Annotated in this window: 13 protein-coding genes and 1 riboswitch; of the genes, 10 read left to right on the forward strand and 3 right to left on the reverse strand. The window is 70.9% G+C overall.

The genetic code is table 11. The features are described from left to right. Nucleotides 1–11: 11 nt before the first annotated feature. Nucleotides 12–258, reverse strand: a riboswitch (cobalamin riboswitch). A gap of 6 nt (nt 259–264) precedes the next feature. The 3 genes from MYMAC_RS31650 to MYMAC_RS31660 all read right to left on the reverse strand — a co-directional run bounded on the left by MYMAC_RS31650 (nt 265) and on the right by MYMAC_RS31660 (nt 1,789). Further along, nucleotides 265–744: an FHA domain-containing protein gene (locus MYMAC_RS31650; protein WP_204817065.1), complete on the reverse strand. Its 480-nt coding sequence runs from the start codon at nt 742–744 to the stop codon at nt 265–267. Between the two features lie 135 nt (nt 745–879). Beyond that, nucleotides 880–1,119, reverse strand: coding sequence for a hypothetical protein (locus MYMAC_RS31655; RefSeq protein ID WP_095960760.1), 240 nt, complete (start codon nt 1,117–1,119; stop codon nt 880–882). A gap of 13 nt (nt 1,120–1,132) precedes the next feature. Continuing rightward, the gene (locus MYMAC_RS31660; RefSeq protein ID WP_095960761.1) at nt 1,133–1,789 is read right to left on the reverse strand and encodes a hypothetical protein; all 657 of its coding nucleotides are present in this window, start codon (nt 1,787–1,789) and stop codon (nt 1,133–1,135) included. A gap of 135 nt (nt 1,790–1,924) precedes the next feature. On the opposite strand from MYMAC_RS31660, the gene MYMAC_RS31665 reads away from it, so the two are divergent. The 10 genes from MYMAC_RS31665 to MYMAC_RS31710 all read left to right on the forward strand — a co-directional run bounded on the left by MYMAC_RS31665 (nt 1,925) and on the right by MYMAC_RS31710 (nt 15,828). After that, nucleotides 1,925–3,091, forward strand: coding sequence for an FIST signal transduction protein (locus MYMAC_RS31665; RefSeq protein ID WP_204817067.1), 1,167 nt, complete (start codon nt 1,925–1,927; stop codon nt 3,089–3,091). A 16-nt stretch (nt 3,092–3,107) separates the two neighbouring features. After that, nucleotides 3,108–5,321, forward strand: a complete 2,214-nt coding sequence (locus MYMAC_RS31670; RefSeq protein ID WP_095960763.1) for a sensor histidine kinase — start codon at nt 3,108–3,110, stop codon at nt 5,319–5,321. Between the two features lie 216 nt (nt 5,322–5,537). Next, nucleotides 5,538–5,789, forward strand: a complete 252-nt coding sequence (locus tag MYMAC_RS31675) for a hypothetical protein (RefSeq protein WP_171410524.1) — start codon at nt 5,538–5,540, stop codon at nt 5,787–5,789. Next, on the forward strand, nt 5,786–6,136 hold the full coding sequence (locus MYMAC_RS31680; RefSeq protein ID WP_095960764.1) for a ComEA family DNA-binding protein: 351 nt from the start codon (nt 5,786–5,788) through the stop codon (nt 6,134–6,136). Before MYMAC_RS31675 ends, MYMAC_RS31680 begins: the two co-directional genes overlap by 4 nt. A 153-nt stretch (nt 6,137–6,289) precedes the next feature. Then, the gene (locus tag MYMAC_RS31685; RefSeq protein ID WP_095960765.1) at nt 6,290–7,981 is read left to right on the forward strand and encodes a dipeptidase; all 1,692 of its coding nucleotides are present in this window, start codon (nt 6,290–6,292) and stop codon (nt 7,979–7,981) included. A gap of 210 nt (nt 7,982–8,191) precedes the next feature. Next, nucleotides 8,192–9,397, forward strand: coding sequence for an ADP-ribosyltransferase domain-containing protein (locus MYMAC_RS38120; protein ID WP_239989132.1), 1,206 nt, complete (start codon nt 8,192–8,194; stop codon nt 9,395–9,397). A gap of 103 nt (nt 9,398–9,500) precedes the next feature. Then, nucleotides 9,501–9,998: an SRPBCC domain-containing protein gene (locus MYMAC_RS31695; RefSeq protein WP_157770476.1), complete on the forward strand. Its 498-nt coding sequence runs from the start codon at nt 9,501–9,503 to the stop codon at nt 9,996–9,998. A 132-nt stretch (nt 9,999–10,130) separates the two neighbouring features. Further along, a complete protein-coding gene (locus MYMAC_RS31700; RefSeq protein ID WP_013937777.1) occupies nt 10,131–10,694 on the forward strand; it encodes a MarR family winged helix-turn-helix transcriptional regulator in 564 nt (187 codons plus the stop codon). 221 nt (nt 10,695–10,915) lie between these two features. Then, nucleotides 10,916–14,059, forward strand: a complete 3,144-nt coding sequence (locus tag MYMAC_RS31705) for a DUF4175 family protein (RefSeq protein ID WP_095960767.1) — start codon at nt 10,916–10,918, stop codon at nt 14,057–14,059. Next, nucleotides 14,056–15,828: a peptidase MA family metallohydrolase gene (locus MYMAC_RS31710; protein ID WP_095960768.1), complete on the forward strand. Its 1,773-nt coding sequence runs from the start codon at nt 14,056–14,058 to the stop codon at nt 15,826–15,828. The genes MYMAC_RS31705 and MYMAC_RS31710 overlap by 4 nt, the downstream gene beginning before the upstream one ends. Nucleotides 15,829–16,154: the final 326 nt, after the last annotated feature.

Below are 16,154 nucleotides of genomic sequence, written 5' to 3' on the forward strand. Positions count from 1 at the left end.
GCCCGTGAAAGGCTCGGCCGCACCCCTGGGCAGGTCTCCTGGCTCACGGACTCTGGCGGCTGGCGCACGCTGCGTCATGCCAGAAGGGGACTTCCGCCTTCCCCCGGCGCGGCGCGCGGCCGCGGATGGAGTGGCGACAAGCCGAAGCCCCCGGCCCTGACCTCAGGGCTGCCCGTTCACAGTGGCGGGACCGCGCCGGACTCTCACCGGCTTCCCTCTTGAAAGCCCGACATGGGCACCCAAGGGCGCGCCCTTTGTAGGAGGTCACCTCCGGCGGGTCAAGCTCACCGGGGACGCCCGCGAGGACGCGCTCAAGGCCTGCTCGAAGGCGTACTTCTGGAGGAACACCAGCGCCACGTTCCCCAGCGTGAGCCGGGAGCGGCACAGCAGCGGCGCGGGCCGGCCCGGGAGTATCAGCACGCCGTCCTGGTACGTCCCTCGCTCGCTCTCCAGGTCCGTCACGCTCCACAGCCCGGTGTGCGGCTCCCGACGGAAGCGTGCGTGCAGGCGGGACACCGTGGACTCGGCCAGGACGATGTCGCACTCGGCACCACTTCCCACCGTCACCTCGGCGTCCGCCGGACGAAGCCGCGGGCGCAGCTCCAGCACCACGGTCCGCGACTCCGTGCTCCCAAGAGGTGGACGCGCCGCGCCAACCCGCGTCCGCGGGGACGTGGGCTCCCACAGCAGCACGGGCCAGCTTCCGTCATGGGCCCGCGCGTCGCGGGGGGTTGGCTGGAACACGCGCACCCTCCTGGTCCTCACCGGATGGGAATGGACGCGCGCAACATGGACACGCGGTTGTCACCGCGCCAGTTCTTTCCCACCCGGAGCTGTCGGATTCCGCGGGCGGAGTCGCTCGGGCGACGCGCCTTTCGACTACCACACGTCCGGCGTGCCCGCGTCCTCGCAGCCCACGCCCGAATCCGCGTCCTGGGCGGCCCGCTCACAGTCCAGGAACGCCTCGTAGGCCTCCAGCGCCATCGCGTCATCGGTGGAGAAGGAGCCCGTCCCGCTGTCCGAAATCCGCAGCCTCGCGACTGGGTCCTCCACCGCGCAGCCCCCACCCCAGGCGAGCAGCGCCAGCACGAACAGGTGCCTCGTGTGCAGCGGCTTCATCGGCGTTCACCCCTCATGGGAAGAGCATCATCGTGACGTTCAGCCGGGGACGGACGGCCCAGCCCTCACGGAACGGCTGGAATCCCTGCGCGTCCACGAAGCCCAGGATGGGGCGGCCGAAGACGACGTCCATGGCCAACGAGCCCTCCACGCCGAAGTACCGCGAGAAGCGCCAGCGCAGGGAGGTATCCGGCCCGGTCATGAAGGAAGGAATGTAGCGAGGGCCCGCGACGTCCACGCCGCTCACCAGGGGCACCGCCGTCCGGCCGAAGACGAGGAGCCCCGCCCCCGCGCCGACGGCCCACCGCCATTCACCGGAGCGCAGCACGGGCGTGTCCAACCAGAGGCCCAAGGCAAACTGCTCCAGCTTCACTTCCGTGCGGGCTTCCTCCAGGCGCACCGGGAGCCCCACCATGAACTGGAAGCGGAAGCGCAGCCGGGGCAGCTCCCAGCCGGAGCCAATCACCCCCCCCTGGTAGCCCAGGGAGCCATACCCGTCGAGCGAGGTCAGGGCCCCGGCCAGCAACTGCCACTGCACGGACGGCGATGCCTGGGCCGGTGGAGCGAGCTCCGCCACGGGTGCATCCGCCACCTTCGCCGCAAGCGAGGTGGACCCCGCGAGGAGCCCTCCCAACACGCCGAGTCGCAGCCGCACGGTGCCCGATGCCATGCGGGCAACGCTACCGCCCTGGCCTGGAGGGAGGAAGCCCCTCGCCCGGCCGCTCAACAGGTCGTTGCGACCAGGAACGAACGAAGCCGCCTCCACCTGCGCGCCTGTGCGCGCGTGACTATCGATTCCAGAGGGATGCGGATCCAGATTGGAAAGAGCAGCTCACCCGATTGTGAGGCTGCCGCCCGGGAGGCAGTCACGGACGCCCTGCGAGGAGCAGACGCGCCCACCTTCGCCCTGGTCCTCTGCACGGACCAGTATGACGCGAGGGGCCTGGCGTCGGCGCTCCGGCGGGAAATCGGGGACCTCCCCTGGGCTGGCTGCTGCGCGGCGGGGGTCTTCGCGGGCACCGAGCTGCTGCTCCAGGGAATGGTGGTCGCGCTCTTCCAGGGCCTGGACGTGCGGGTGGGGACAGGAATCGGTGGGCCCGTCAGCCAGGACCCCAGAGCGGCCGGGCGCGACGCGGTGGCACGCGCCGTCGGGAAGCTGCCACCCAAGCCGCCCGGGCGTCGCCGGGCGCTCCTCCTCTTCCCGGACGCGCTGAGCGGGAACCCAACGGAGGTCGTGCGCGGGGCGCAGCAGGAGGCGGGGTCGAGCGTCGTCTGGGCGGGCGGCGGAGCGGGAGGCGACCTCCGGCACCCCACGACGGCGGAGTTCGTGGAGGGGCAGGCGTACCGGGACCAGGCGGTGGTGATTGCCATTGATACCCAGGAGCCGATGGGCGTCGGGATTCAGCACGGCTGGTATCCCTACGGTCCACCGACCCAGGTCACGAAGGCCCGCGACTCGACCGCCATCGAGCTCGACTACGAGCGCGCGTTCGAGGTCTACCGGCGCACGGCCGCGAGCCGCGGCGACGCGCTGGACGAACAGGGCTTCGCCCGCTTCGCGATGACCCACCCGCTGGGGATTCCCCAGGCCAACGGAGAGTTCGTGATTCGCGACCCCATCTCCATCGGCCCCGACGGCTCGGTCCGCTGCGTCGCGGAGATTCCCGATGGCTCACTGGTCCGGGTGATGGAGGGCGCGCGCGTGGACCTGATGAACGCGGCAGCGAGCGCCGCCACCCTGGCTCGGAAGGGGACCGCTGGCGCGCCAGGCGGCGCGGTCGTGTTCGATTGTTTCTCGCGCTACCCCATCCTGGGCGAGGAGATCCGGGACGAGCTTTCACGCATCCAGGGGGCGCTCGGGGAGACCACTCCGCTCGTGGGCTGTCTGACCCTGGGCGAGGTGGGGGCCATGGGGGGGGGCGTTCCGCAGTTCCACAACAAGACGGTGGTGGTGCTCGCCCTTCCGGGGTGATGGGACGAGGTCGGACATGGCGGACCCTTGCGTGGACGCGGACCGGAAGCTCACCGAGGAGCGACTCGCGCTGCTGAGCGTGCTCCAGGAGCTCACCGTCGCGGCGCTCGACCTCTTCCACCCGAACAAATCCGCGGACGCGTTCATGGACCGCATCGCGGAGCGGCTGGGCTGCACGGTGGCCCTCTGGGTCCAGGTGGATGCGCGGGGGCAGGTCGGCCTCCAGGGCGCGAGCGGGCTCTCCGCCGCGTCCCGCCGGCTCCCCATCCCCACCCCTTCCGAGCCCGCCGGGAAGCAGGGGCCCGCCGCGCTGGGGCTGCCCTTCCCGGAGCTGGAGACGCCGGGGCTCGTGCGCTGGTCCTTGCCCATCATGGCCACGGGCGCGGAGCCCAGCGCCAGCGCGCTGCTGCTGTACTTCGACCGGGAGCCGCGCCTGCCACGACAGTACCGAGGCATGGTGGAGCGCCTCGGCGGCGTGCTCCGGACCGTGCTCATGCACCGGCGGCTCTTCACGCGGACGCTGGACAGCGAGCGCGCCCTCCAGCACGAGCGAGACTTCAGCGCGGCGGTGCTGGACACGGCCCGCGCGCTCGTCATCGTCCTGGACGCGGAGGGCCGGATCGTCCGCTTCAACCGCGCCTGCCAGGAGGTGACCGGCTACTCCTTCGAGGAGCTGCGCGGCGCGCGGTTCTGGCAGCAGCTCCAGGCTCCGGAAGAAGCGGCGCGTGTCGAGCGGGACTTCGCCCAGCTCGCCGCGGGCCAGGGGCGGACACAGTACGAGGGTTGCTGGCTCACGCGCGCGGGGGAGCGCCGCCTCATCTCCTGGTCCAGCAACGTCCTCCGCGGCCAGACGGGGGCGGTCGAATTCATCATCGGCACCGGCATCGACATCACCGAGCAACGCCGGGCCGAGCAGGAGCGCGACCAGACCTTCCTGCGCGAGCAGCAGGCGCGGGCCCGGGCCGAGGCGCAGGAGGGGAGGTCCGCGTTCCTGTCAGAAGCCTCCGGCCTGCTCGCCGGCTCGCTCGTCCCCGAGGACGCGCTCCGGGACGTGGCGGCGCTGACCGTCCAACAATTCGCGGACTGGTGCGCGGTGGACCTGCTGGTCGGCGACCATTCCCCTCAGCGAGTCGCGGTGGCCCGCTCCCAGGCCCTGCGGGCCAGGTGGCCCGAGAGGGACGACGCCGCGCCGCCGGACCTCAATGCCACGCACGGCCCGGGGCGGGTGCTCCGCCGCGGTGAGCCGGAGTTCTTCCTCGAGGGCTGCGACGCCGCGGCGCCCGGGTGCGGAGTCCTCGAGTTCCCGTCCTGGCTGTCGGTGCCGCTCCTCGCGCGCGGCCGGACGCTCGGCGCGCTCACCCTCGCCCGGCTGGACGGCGGGAACCGCTATGGCCTGGCCGAGCGCATCCTCGCGCAGGAGCTGGCGCGCCGCGCGGCCATGGCCGTGGACAACGCCCGGCTCTATCAGGAGGCCCAGCAGGCCATCGGCCTTCGCGATGAGTTCCTCTCCGTCGCCTCCCACGAGCTGAAGACCCCGGTCACCTCGCTCCAGCTCTCCATCCAGGGCCTGCTGCGCCGCGCCCGGTCGGGAGCGCTCCGCACCAGCTCGGCGGAGACCGTGGCCCGCTCCGTTGAAGGCATCGAGCGCCAGGCGATGCGCATGGCGAAGCTCGTCAACACGCTGCTCGATGTCTCGCGCATCCATGCCGGGCGGCTCGAACTGGAGCTGGAGGAGGTGGACCTCGCCGCGCTGGTCCGGGACATCGCGGCGCGCTTCGCCCCCGAGCTGGCCCTCTCCGGCGCCGCGCTCCAGGTTCACGCCGACACACCCATGCCAGGACTCTGGGACCGCTCTCGGCTCGACCAGATTGTCACCAACCTGCTCTCGAACGCCATCAAGTACGGCGAGGGCAAGCCCATTGAAATGCAGGTCGGCGGGGACGCCAGGACCGCCCTCCTGGAAGTGAGGGACCAGGGAATCGGCATCCCGGGGGAACGACAGGCGCTGATATTCCGGGCCTTCGAGCGCGCGGTGTCGTCGCGCCACTACGGAGGGCTGGGCCTGGGCCTCCATATCGTCAGCCAGCTCGTTGAACGGCTGGGAGGCGTGGTCCGGGTCCAGAGCGAGGCGGGGCGCGGCGCCACCTTCACGGTCGCGCTCCCACGCGGCGGCCCCGCCGCGCCGCGGCCCGCTCCAGCGGACCTGCCCCTGGACGCGGAGCCCGCATGAGCGCGGCGCCGCGCTCTCGGCCCCTGAGAAGGCGCTGGAGTCCGGCTGTCCGTCCTCGCGGCGGGACGGTTCTCACATCCGCGCACGGTGTGCGGAGCTGACTCCGAGGAGACCACCGCTGGCACGCCGGCTGCTCAAGCCCTCGCCGACCTCAGGCGGTCAAGCCGACGAGGCAGCCGCGCCGTGGTGGCGCGATGCGGAGTGTGGAGGTGGATGATGCTGACGGCGGGTAAGCGACTGGCGGTCTTCTCCATTCGCGAGGGCAAGGGCGGGAGCATCTGGGTGCGGGCGGGGAGCGCGTTCGTGAACAAGGATGGCTCGCTCAACGTGTTGCTGGACGTGCTGCCGCTGGACGGGAAGCTGCACGTGCGCGAGGCGGCGGAGAAGCGCGACACGGCGGGGATGAGCGGGGGCCGCTACGCGGGCGAGCTGGGGCTGGACGCGGCGCCGGTGGGGGGCCACTCGTGAGGGCGCTGTGCGCGGTGGTGGTGGGCCTGCTCTTGTGCGGGCCCGGGGTGGCGGTGGCGGCGAAGACGCGCACGCAGCACACGGGGACGGTCAACCTCAACGAGGCCACCGCGGCGGAGCTGGACTTGCTGCCGGGCGTCGGTGAGAAGGCGGCGCAGCGCATCATCGCGCACCGCCAGAAGCGGCCCTTCAAGCGCGTGGAGGAGCTGGTGCGCGTGAAGGGCTTCGGCAAGAAGAAGTTCCTCAAGCTCAAGGCGCATCTGGCGCTGAGCGGGCCCACGACGCTGCGAGTCGAAACGGTGGCCGCCCCTCCTGAGAGAAAGGAGGTGAGCGCGACGAACGACTGAGCCTGAAGCTCCGGTGAAGGGGGGCCGCCGCCCGGGATTTCTCTCGTGGCCCACGGCGGCGGCCCGGCCCTGGACGGGCCCATGAGGGGCAAACAGGGAAGCGCCCCGTGGGAGCGGTAGCCATCCAGGGGTGGATTGGTACCATCCGCCGCCATGAACCGACGCCTCATGAACCTGCTGACCGCGGTGCCCGTCACGGCCGCGCTGGTTGCTCCGCCCGTGCTCGCCTGCACCAGCATGCTGGTCTCCAAGGGCGCCACGGCGGATGGCGCCACCTTCGTCACCTACGCCGCGGACGCGCACGAGCTGTACGGCGAGCTGTACTACACGCCCGCGCGCCGCCACGCGCCCGGCGCCATGCGCGACATCTTCGAGTGGGACACCGGCAAGTTCCTGGGCCGCATCCCCCAGCCCGCCGCGACATATTCGGTGGTGGGCAACATGAACGAGCACCAGCTCTCCATCGGTGAGTCCACGTTCGGCGGCCGCGAGGAGCTGGCGGGCCCCGCGGGCATCATCGACTACGGCTCGCTCATCTACATCGCGCTGGAGCGCGCGAAGACGGCGCGCGAGGCCATCCAGGTCATGACGACCCTGGTCGGCGTGCACGGCTATGCGTCCAGCGGCGAGTCGTTCTCCATCGCCGACCCGAAGGAGGCCTGGCTGCTGGAGATGATTGGCAAGGGCAAGGGCGAGAAGGGCGCGGTGTGGGTGGCCCGCAAGCTGCCCGACGGCTACCTCTCCGCGCACGCCAACCAGGCGCGCATCGGCACCTTCCCGCTCAACGACAAGCAGACGACGCTCTACTCCCCGGACGTCATCTCCTTTGCCCGGGCGAAGGGCTGGTTCAAGGGCGCGGACAAGGACTTCAACTTCGCGGAGACGTACAACCCCATCGACTTCGGCGGGCAGCGCTTCTCCGAGGCGCGCGTGTGGAGCATCTTCCGCCGCGCGGCCCCGTCGCTGAAGCTGGGCGCGGAGTACGCGGATGGCTCCACGCCGAAGAAGCGGCTGCCGCTGTGGGTGAAGCCGGACAAGAAGCTGTCCGTGCAGGACACCATGGCGCTGATGCGGGACCACTTCGGGGGCACCCCGCTGGACATGACCAAGGACGTGGGCGCGGGGCCCTACGCGGTGCCGTACCGCTGGCGGCCCATGACGTGGGAGGTGGACGGCAAGCAGTACGTCCACGAGCGCGCCATCTCCACGCAGCAGACGGGCTTCTCCTTCGTCGCGCAGATGCGGGACTGGCTGCCGGCGCCCATTGGCGGCGTGCTCTGGTTCGGCGTGGATGACACCTTCACCACCGTCTACACGCCCATGTACGCCGGCATCCGGCAGGTGCCGCGCAACTTCGCGCAGGGCGTGGCCAGCCGCGGTGAGTTCTCCTGGGACTCGTCCTTCTGGGTGTTCAACTGGGTGTCGAACCAGGCCTACGCGCGCTGGAGCGACATGGTGGTGGACGTGCAGCGCGAGCAGGGCGCCCTGGAGGGCCAGTTCCTCGCGGACCAGGCCGACATCGAGAAGCGCGCCCAGGAGCAGTTCAAGCGCAGCCCCGAGGAGGCGCGGCAGTACCTCACCGACTACTCGCTCCAGCAGGGCGAGAAGGTCCACACCCGCTGGCGCAAGCTCGGTGAGACGCTGCTCGTGAAGTACATCGACGGCAACGTGCGCGACGAGCAGGGCAAGGTGAACCACCCCAAGTACCCGGACGCCTGGTACCGGCGCATCGTGCAGGAGAACGGCAAGGTGTTGCAGATGCCCGCGAAGCCCGCCGCCGCCCCGGCGCCCGCCGCGCCCGCGCAGAAGCCCGCGCCCAAGCCCACCGTGGCCCCCGCGCCGTAGCCGTCTCGCCCCGGAGCGGGGAGCCCTCCCCCGCTCCGCGCCACGGCCCGGCAACGCGCCCCGTGCGCCTCAGCCCCCGGCATCCGTCATCGGGCTGATGATTCCTGTTCCCCCCCCCTCTGCGCACAACTCGGCCACATAGGCACCGAGAATGGGAAACAAGCGCACATCAACATCCCGGCACCTACCGGGGTGAGGGGGAACAGAGTCATGGGCCGCATCACGAACAGCACGACGAAGACGACCACCACCCCGCCGCCGCCGCCGCGGACCACCGGCGGGCCGCCGCCGCCCTCGTCCTCGGCGCCGTCCACGGGCATCCCGAAGCCGCCGGATGCCTTCGTGAGCGGCACCCGCACCAACACGCTCCGCCCGCCCAGCCTCACGCCGCCTCCGCCGCCCTCGCTGGGCGGCTTCACGCCGCCTCCGCCGCCCTCGCTGGGCGGCCCCAGGCCGACGGCGCCAGGTGGCGCGAAGGCGCCCGCCACCGTGACGCCGGCGGTGACGCCCGTCCCCGTCGGCCCCGCCGTCCTCCGGGATGACTCCGTCATCGCGCCCTTCGTGGCCCAGGGCGTGCCCCGGGGCGCCATCAAGAACATCAGCGATGAAGGCTTCGCCGCGCTCCAGGGCCTGCAGCGCAGCCAGGGCGACGCCGGCTCCACCGACTTCGCCACCCTCAAGTCAGAGGTCGGCCCCAAGGCGGACCTCATCCGCGCGGTGTTCGCCCAGGGCGGCCCGCACGTGAAGCCGGGTGACGCGGAGCGCGTGAAGCTGGCCAGCGTCTTCAACGAGGGCTTCACCGTGGACACCGCCACGGTGCAGAACTACCGCAAGCAGATGAGCGTGCTCACGGAGGGGAGGTTCGAGCCCTACGTGGAGATGGCGAACACCCACCTGACGCAGAACCAGAAGGACTACCCGAAGACGGCCACCAACGTGGCGGACATCAACACGCTCTCCGACGAGGGCAAGGTGTCCCTCTACAAATACACGCAGGAGAAGTTCAAGCCGTACAACGGCCAGGTCCTCTTCCCGCTGGCAAAGAATGGCGCCGGCCCCACGTCCCAGGCGCTGCGCAACAACCTGGATGGCATTGCCGTCACCCGCGCGGCCCTCAACGAGCTGCCGAAGTTCACCGGCACCGTGTACCGGGGCGACAGCAGGAAGTACTACGACGCCTACACCCAGGACGCCATCATCACCCGGGACGCCTTCACCAGCACGGCGAAGAACCCGGGCGCCAGCTTCGAGGGCGACGCCATCCTCGAAATCCGGACCCGGACGGGCCGCGACATCCAGGGCGCCTCGCTCAAGCCGGGTGAGGAGGAGGTGCTCATCCCGCCCGGCGCCACCTTCAAGGTCCTGGACCGCGACGACACGGGCACCACCCTCCGGCTCACGCTCGAGGAGATTTGAGCGCCCGCTTGCCCTGCGCCCGGGCGTCAGCGCTCCGGGTGCGGGCAGGCCCCCGCCGCCCCACCTTCCTGGACACGCGCGCCACCACAGGCAGGGAGGAGCCTTGTCCACACAGCAGGATGCCATCCAGCACTCGGTCGTCGTGGACGCCCCCGTGGACCAGGCGTTCCAGTTCTTCACCGGCGCGCTCGGGCGCTGGTGGCCCCTGGCCTACACCTTCGCGGGAACGCAATTCCAGACGGCGGAGGTGGAGCCGCGCCCGGGTGGCCGCTGGTTCGAGCGCACCCTGGAGGGCCAGGAGACGTCGTGGGGCGAGGTCCGCGAGTGGGCCCCACCCCGCGCCCTGGTGTTGTCCTTCGCCATCACCCATGATCGCCAGCCGGCGCCTCCCGAGGCGGCCAGCGAGGTCACCTTCCACTTCCAGCCCGAGGGCACCCACCAGACGCGCGTCCAGGTCCAGCACCGTGACTTCCAGCGTCATGGCCCTGAAGGGGGGCCGGTGCTCCGGGAGGGGATGGCTTCACCCCAGGGCTGGCCGCTGATCCTGGCGGAGCTGCGGCGGGCCCTGGCCCACGACGCCGGGCGGGCCGCGGCCCCGTAGCGCCTGTCGGAGCCGGCCTGCCGTCCAGTTCGCGAGCGGTCAACAGCCCATGGTTTTTCAGCAGCAGCCCGGACGGCGACGCGGTAGACCTGCTGCGACTCAAACCTTTGGCTTGAGACACGGAGGCAGCAGGTGACGGCAGAAGAATCCCCGAAGGACCCGGCGGAGCAGACGCAGGAGGCCCACGAAGGTGAGCGGACCTACAAGGGGCCGCCCCTCGGCGAAGTGCTCGAGTTCATGCGTCTGCTCTGGGCCGTGGACCACGGGCTCCAATCCACCTCGAAGCGCATGGAGTCCACGCTGGGACTCACGGGGCCGCAGCGCCTGGTCATCCGCCTGGTGGGACGCTTCCCTGGCATCACGGCGGGCATGCTCGCGCAGATTCTCCACGTCCATCCCAGCACCCTGACGGGCGTCCTCAAGCGCCTGGAGAAGCGGGGGCTGCTGGACCGCAAGTCCGACCCGCTCGACGGGCGCAAGGCGCTGTTCTCCCTGACGGACGAGGGGCGCGCGCTCGACATCCCGGCCGAGGGCACGGTGGAGTCCGCGGTGCAGCGCGTGCTGTCGCGCCTGCCGCGGCCCCGCATCCTCGCGACGCAGGACGTGCTCACCGCGCTGGCCCAGGAGCTGGGCGGCGTCCCCATGCCGGAGGTCGACTTCGACGCGGCCACCGCGCCCAAGCCCGCCGTCCGCTGAGCCGGCGGCCCGCCCGCTCCCTCGCCGTGGGCGAGCCGCCCGCGGTGGACCGCGTTACCTCCCAGACCCTCGCCCTGGCGCTCCTTCCAGCGCCAGACACCTGAGGCCCCTCGAAGGGGCCTCCGGGTCGTTATGGTTCGCCAGGAGCGGGCGGCTGCTAGAAAATCGGGAAATAGGCAGCCTCACCGGGGGTTGCCTCGCCACTGAGCGGACAGGACAGCGTGAACCTCGACACCCCGCAGACTCCAGGCCCCGAGCGCCCGCCCCCGCCCCCTCCTCCGCCTCCCCCCGCCTCACAGGCCCGCCCCGTGCTGGCCGCGCCCGGCGTGGAGGCGCTGCTCGCCACCGTCCGTGGCCGCCAGCGCCGCTACCTGTGGCTCCAGGGCGGCATGCTGGGTGTGGCCGCCGTGGCGCTGCTGCTGGTGGCCGGCGGCTTCCTCGCGCTGGTGGCGCCGCGCGCGGGCTCGAGCCTGCTGTGGCTGGCGCTGCCGGTGGGCGTGGCGGTGGCGTGCGTGTTCGGGCTGTGGCTGGTCCGGCGCCGCGTGGGGGACGACGTCCTCACCGCGCGGCGGGTGGGCGAGAAGCGCCCCGAGCTGTCGCTGGACGTGCTCGCCGCGGTGGAGCTGATGCGCGGCGAGCCGGACGCGCCGGGCAACGGCTCGCCCGCGCTCGCCAGCGCCTTCCTGCGGGAGATGGACGCGCGGGCGCGCGCGGTGGACGTGCGCACGGTGGTGGACAGCCGCCCGGTGCGGCACGTAGCCCTGGGCGCGGGCGGCGCGCTGCTGGCCCTGCTGGTGCTGATGGTGGCGCTGGGTGACCGCTGGTCGGCGGGCCTGGCGCGCATCCGCGAGGTGGCGGCGAGCCCCAAGGCCCAGGCCCAGGTGGAGCCCATCACCGGCGACATCGAGCTGACGTACCGCTACCCCGCGTACACGGGGCTGGCGCCGCGCACGGTGCCCGGGACGAACGGCGAAATCAGCGCGCCGGCGGGGACGGAGATCCTGCTGAAGACGCGCTCGGACCGCCCGGTGGAGCGCGCGGAGGTGGTGGTCAACGGCCAGCCGCTGCCGCTGAAGGTGACGGGCAACCGGGAGCTGGAGGGCAGCTTCGTGGCGAAGCAGTCCGGCCACTACCGCTTCGCCTTCTACGGCGCGCGGGACAAGGCGCTCGCGGTGGGGCCGGACATCGCCCTCACGGTGGAGGCGGACAAGGCGCCCGAGGTCTCACTGCTGACGCCCACGGTGGAGCTGGAGGTGGACCCGGGCGACCAGGTGACGCTCAAGTACGAGGCGTCGGACGACTACGGGCTGTCCGGCATGGCGCTCGTCTTCCGCGCGCCCGGCGCCCAGCAGGAGACGCGCGTGCCGCTGCCGCGCGAGGACGGCCGGCGCCACCGCGGCACGTACGGGTGGAACCTGGGCGGCATCAAGCTCGACCCGGGTGACCGCATCACCTACTACGTGGAGGCGCGGGACAACGACGCGGTGGAGGGCCCCAAGAAGGGCGTCAGCCGCACGCAGGTGCTGCGCGTGTACTCCGCGGCCGAGCACCGCCGCGCCGCGCTGGAGAAGGCGGAGCAGCTCTGGGGCCGCATGGTGGACCACCTGGCGGACCGGCTGGAGGGCCCCGAGCGCGCGAAGCAGAAGGACCCACAGGCCATCACCGCCGGGGCCACGGTGGACACCAGCGGTGAGAGCCTGGTCGCGGACATGCGGACGCTGGCGCAGGAGCTGGCGCGCGAGCGCGACGTGCCCACCGAGCTCGTGTCGGCGCTGAGCAACATCTCCGAATCGCTGGGCAGCCACATCCGCGGCACCGCGGAGCTGCGCCGGCTCTACCTGCGCACCCAGCGCGTCCGCGGCGAGGACTGGGGCACGGGCAACCGGCTCAGCGCCGTCGTCACGGAGGAGATCGCGGAGCTGGAGAAGGACATCCTCTACCTGGAGTCGCTGCTCGACAGGCAGAAGCTGGAGGCGCTCCAGGAGATGGCGAAGCAGCTCTCCAACGAGCGGCGCGAGCTGGCGAACCTCATCGAGCAGTTCAAGTCCAACCCGGACGAGGCGGCGCGCCAGGCGGTGATGGAGCAGATTCAGCAGCTCAAGTCCCGCATCCAGGAGCTGATGCAGCGCATGGCGGAGATGCGCAAGGGCATCCGCGACGAGCACCTCAACGCCGAGGCCCTGTCCGAGATGATGAAGGACCAGGACATGCGCGGCGCGCTCGACGACGTGGAGAAGCTGATGCGCGAGGGCAAGGCGGACGAGGCCCTGGCGAAGCTCCAGGAGCTGGGCATGCAGATGGACGAGATGCTCGAGAACCTGGACCAGGCCAACGACGAGTTCGGCGGCGAGCAGTACCCCGAGCTGGCGGAGAAGTTCGGCGACTTCATGGAGGAGCTCCAGGACACGGTGCAGGAGCAGCAGCGCGTCGCGGACCAGACGCGGCGGCTCCGCGACCAGGCGCGCTCGCAGAACCGCGAGCGGCTGTCGGAGAAGGGCCAGTCCATCAAGGACAGCCTGCTGCGCAAGGTGCAGCAGGCGCAGGAGAGCTACAAGGCGCTGGAGCCCAGCCAGCTCAACAGCCGCGCCGCGCGTCCGCTGGAGGAGGCCCAGGCGGAGCTCGAGAACGTGGAGAGCGCGCTGAAGGTGAATGACTACGACCTGGCGGCGGAGGCGGCGGCGCGCGCGGAGGACGCGGCCCGGCAACTGGCGATGATGGGCGAGCAGCAGCGCCACCTGGACGAGATGTTCGGCAACCCGGAAGAGGTGGTGAAGCAGTCCACGGAGCTGGCGCAGCGCCTGGGCCGCGACGCGCGCAACGTGTCGGAGGTCAACCGGCAGCTCCAGTCGCTCTTCCCGCCGCCGGGCTCGCAGTTGTCGCAGCAGGAGAAGCAGCAGCTCCAGCAGCTCAGCGAGCAGCAGTCGCGGTTGGAGGAGCGCGCGCAGGGCCTGCGCCAGCAGATGGACGAGATGCAGCAGATGGCGCCCATCTTCGGCGAGGAGGCCACGCAGCAGATGGAGGGCGCGGGCCAGCGCATGGGTGAGGCCGCCCGGCGGATGCAGGGCAAGGACCCGGGCCGCGGCTACGGCGAGCAGCAGGCGGCGCTGGAGGGCCTGCGCCAGTTCCAGCAGCAGATGCAGGAAGGCCAGCGCGGCGGCAAGGGCGGGCTCCCGCTGCCCATGGGCATGGGCCGCCGCCAGCAGGGCAACGGGAGAGACCCGAAGCAGAAGGTGGAGCTGCCGGACGAGGACGCCTTCCAGGCGCCGAAGGAGTTCCGCAAGGACCTGCTGGACGCGATGAAGCAGGGGGCTCCGGAGAAGTACCGGGAGCAGGTGAAGCGCTACTACGAGGAGCTGGTGAAGTGAGCCGCCACGCGCTGACGCATTCCTCCGGCCCTCGGGCCCTCCTCGCGGCGCTGGCCGTGGCGCTGTGCTGCGCGCCGGCCGCGTGGGCCCAGGAGTCCTCGCTCAAGGAAGAGGTGAAGGAGCGGCTGAGCCGCGTGGAGACGGAGCTGGACGACTGGGACGTGCCCGGCGCCCGGCGCGAGCTGTCCGAGGTGGAGAAGCTCCTCCCCGCCGACGTGGAGCCGCTGAAGTACTACCAGGGCCGGGTGGCCTTCGAGGAGGGCCGCTACGACGACGCGGTGGCGCTCCTGGAGGGCGCCAACATCGAGGACAAGCCGGGCAGCTACCTGCGCCTGGCCAAGGACACGCGCGACATCACCAAGGCCCACCTGCGCGCGGAGAGCGAGCACTTCATCTTCCAGTACCCCAAGGGGAAGGAAGAGGTGCTGGTGCCCTACGCGCTGGAGACGCTGGAGGCCATCCACCGGGCGATGAAGGAGGACCTCGGCTGGACGCCGCCGGGCGGCAAGATTCGCGTGGAGGTGGTGAGCAACGCGCGCGAGCTGTCCAAGGTCAGCACGCTGACGGAGAAGCAGATTGGCACCACGGGCACCATCGCCATCTGCAAGTTCAACAAGCTGATGGTGACCAGCCCCAAGGCGGTGGCGCGCGGCTACGACTGGCAGGACACGCTGGCGCACGAGTACATCCACCTGGTCATCAGCCAGATGAGCCGCAACACGGTGCCCATCTGGCTGCACGAGGGCCTGGCCAAGTTCCTGGAGTCGCGCTGGCGCGGCAAGGCGGGGCTGGCGATGACGCCCTCCACGCAGGCGCTGCTGGGCAAGCGGGTGAAGGCGGACACGCTCATCCCCTTCGAGAAGATGCACCCGTCGATTGCATTGCTGCCCACCGCGGAGGACGCGGCCACCGCGTTCGCGGAGGTGTTCTACGCCATCGACTACGTGCACGGCGTGAAGGGCACCGCGGGCCTGCGCGCCATCATCCAGGAGCTGAAGGCCGGGCAGAAGGACCGCAAGGCGGTGGAGGTGGCCATGGGCATGCCCTTCACCCTCTTCGAGAAGTCCTGGCTGGCGCACATCAAGAAGCAGCCCTTCCCCACCGAGCTGCTGCCCCGCGAGGACCGCGTGGTGCTGAAGGAGAACGCCAAGGGCAACGTGAAGGACGAGGGCGAGAAGAAGGGGCGCGAAATCTCCTTCGGCGACTTCCAGGAGGTGACGGAGGTGCCCGCGCGCAAGTTCGCGCACCTGGGTGAGCTCTTGCGCGAGCGCAACCGCGTGAAGGCCGCGGCGGAGGAGTACGCCAAGGCGCACGAGCTGGTGGGCGACAAGTACGAGTCGGTGTCCAACAAGTACGCGCTGGCCCTGCTGGAGCTGCGGCGGCTGGACGAAGCGGAGAACGTGCTGCGCGGCAGCCTGCGCGTGCACCCGGGCTCACCGTCCACCAACGTCCACCTGGGCCGCATCCTGCTGTACCGGAAGGACTACCCGAAGGCGAAGACGGCCTACCTGGAGGCGCTGGCCTCGGACCCGTTCGACCCGGAAATCCACCTGGCCCTCACCCGCATCCACGGCTCCCTGGGCGAGACGGCCCTGGCCACCCGCGCGCGGCAGGCGAGCGTCCTGCTCACGGGCCTCAAGCCCGAAGAGGTGGACCGCGTGGCGCAGCAGTTCCTGAAGGACGAGGGCGGCCTGTCGGAGATGAACGTGTCGGGGACGTCGGACGCGCCGCAGCCCGAGAAGCCGACCAATTCCGATGCCGAGGATTGAACATCCTCGCATCGCGGGTTCGTTTCTACTCCGAGCGCATTGTGTCGAAGAGATTTCAAGGACTTCTAATCTTGGATTTGAAGCCTTCTATCCACCGAGCACTGTGGGCCCAGCAGTCACCACGAGCAGACTCCCCAATGGAGGCCGCAGTCGATGGACGAAGGTTAGGGCCCGCTCACAATTTACTTAGCCCTGAGAGGCGTTCCCACCCTCGGAAAATCGGCCTCCAGGCACAGAAATCGGCCAAGTAATTTCTGAACGGTCCCTTAACCCCTGGGCCAACACTTTTGTCGCCCCCTTGGAGTCCCAAACACCAAAGGCACGGG

The sequence above is a fragment of the Corallococcus macrosporus DSM 14697 genome, assembly GCF_002305895.1.
Classification (GTDB): Bacteria; Myxococcota; Myxococcia; order Myxococcales; family Myxococcaceae; genus Myxococcus; species Myxococcus macrosporus.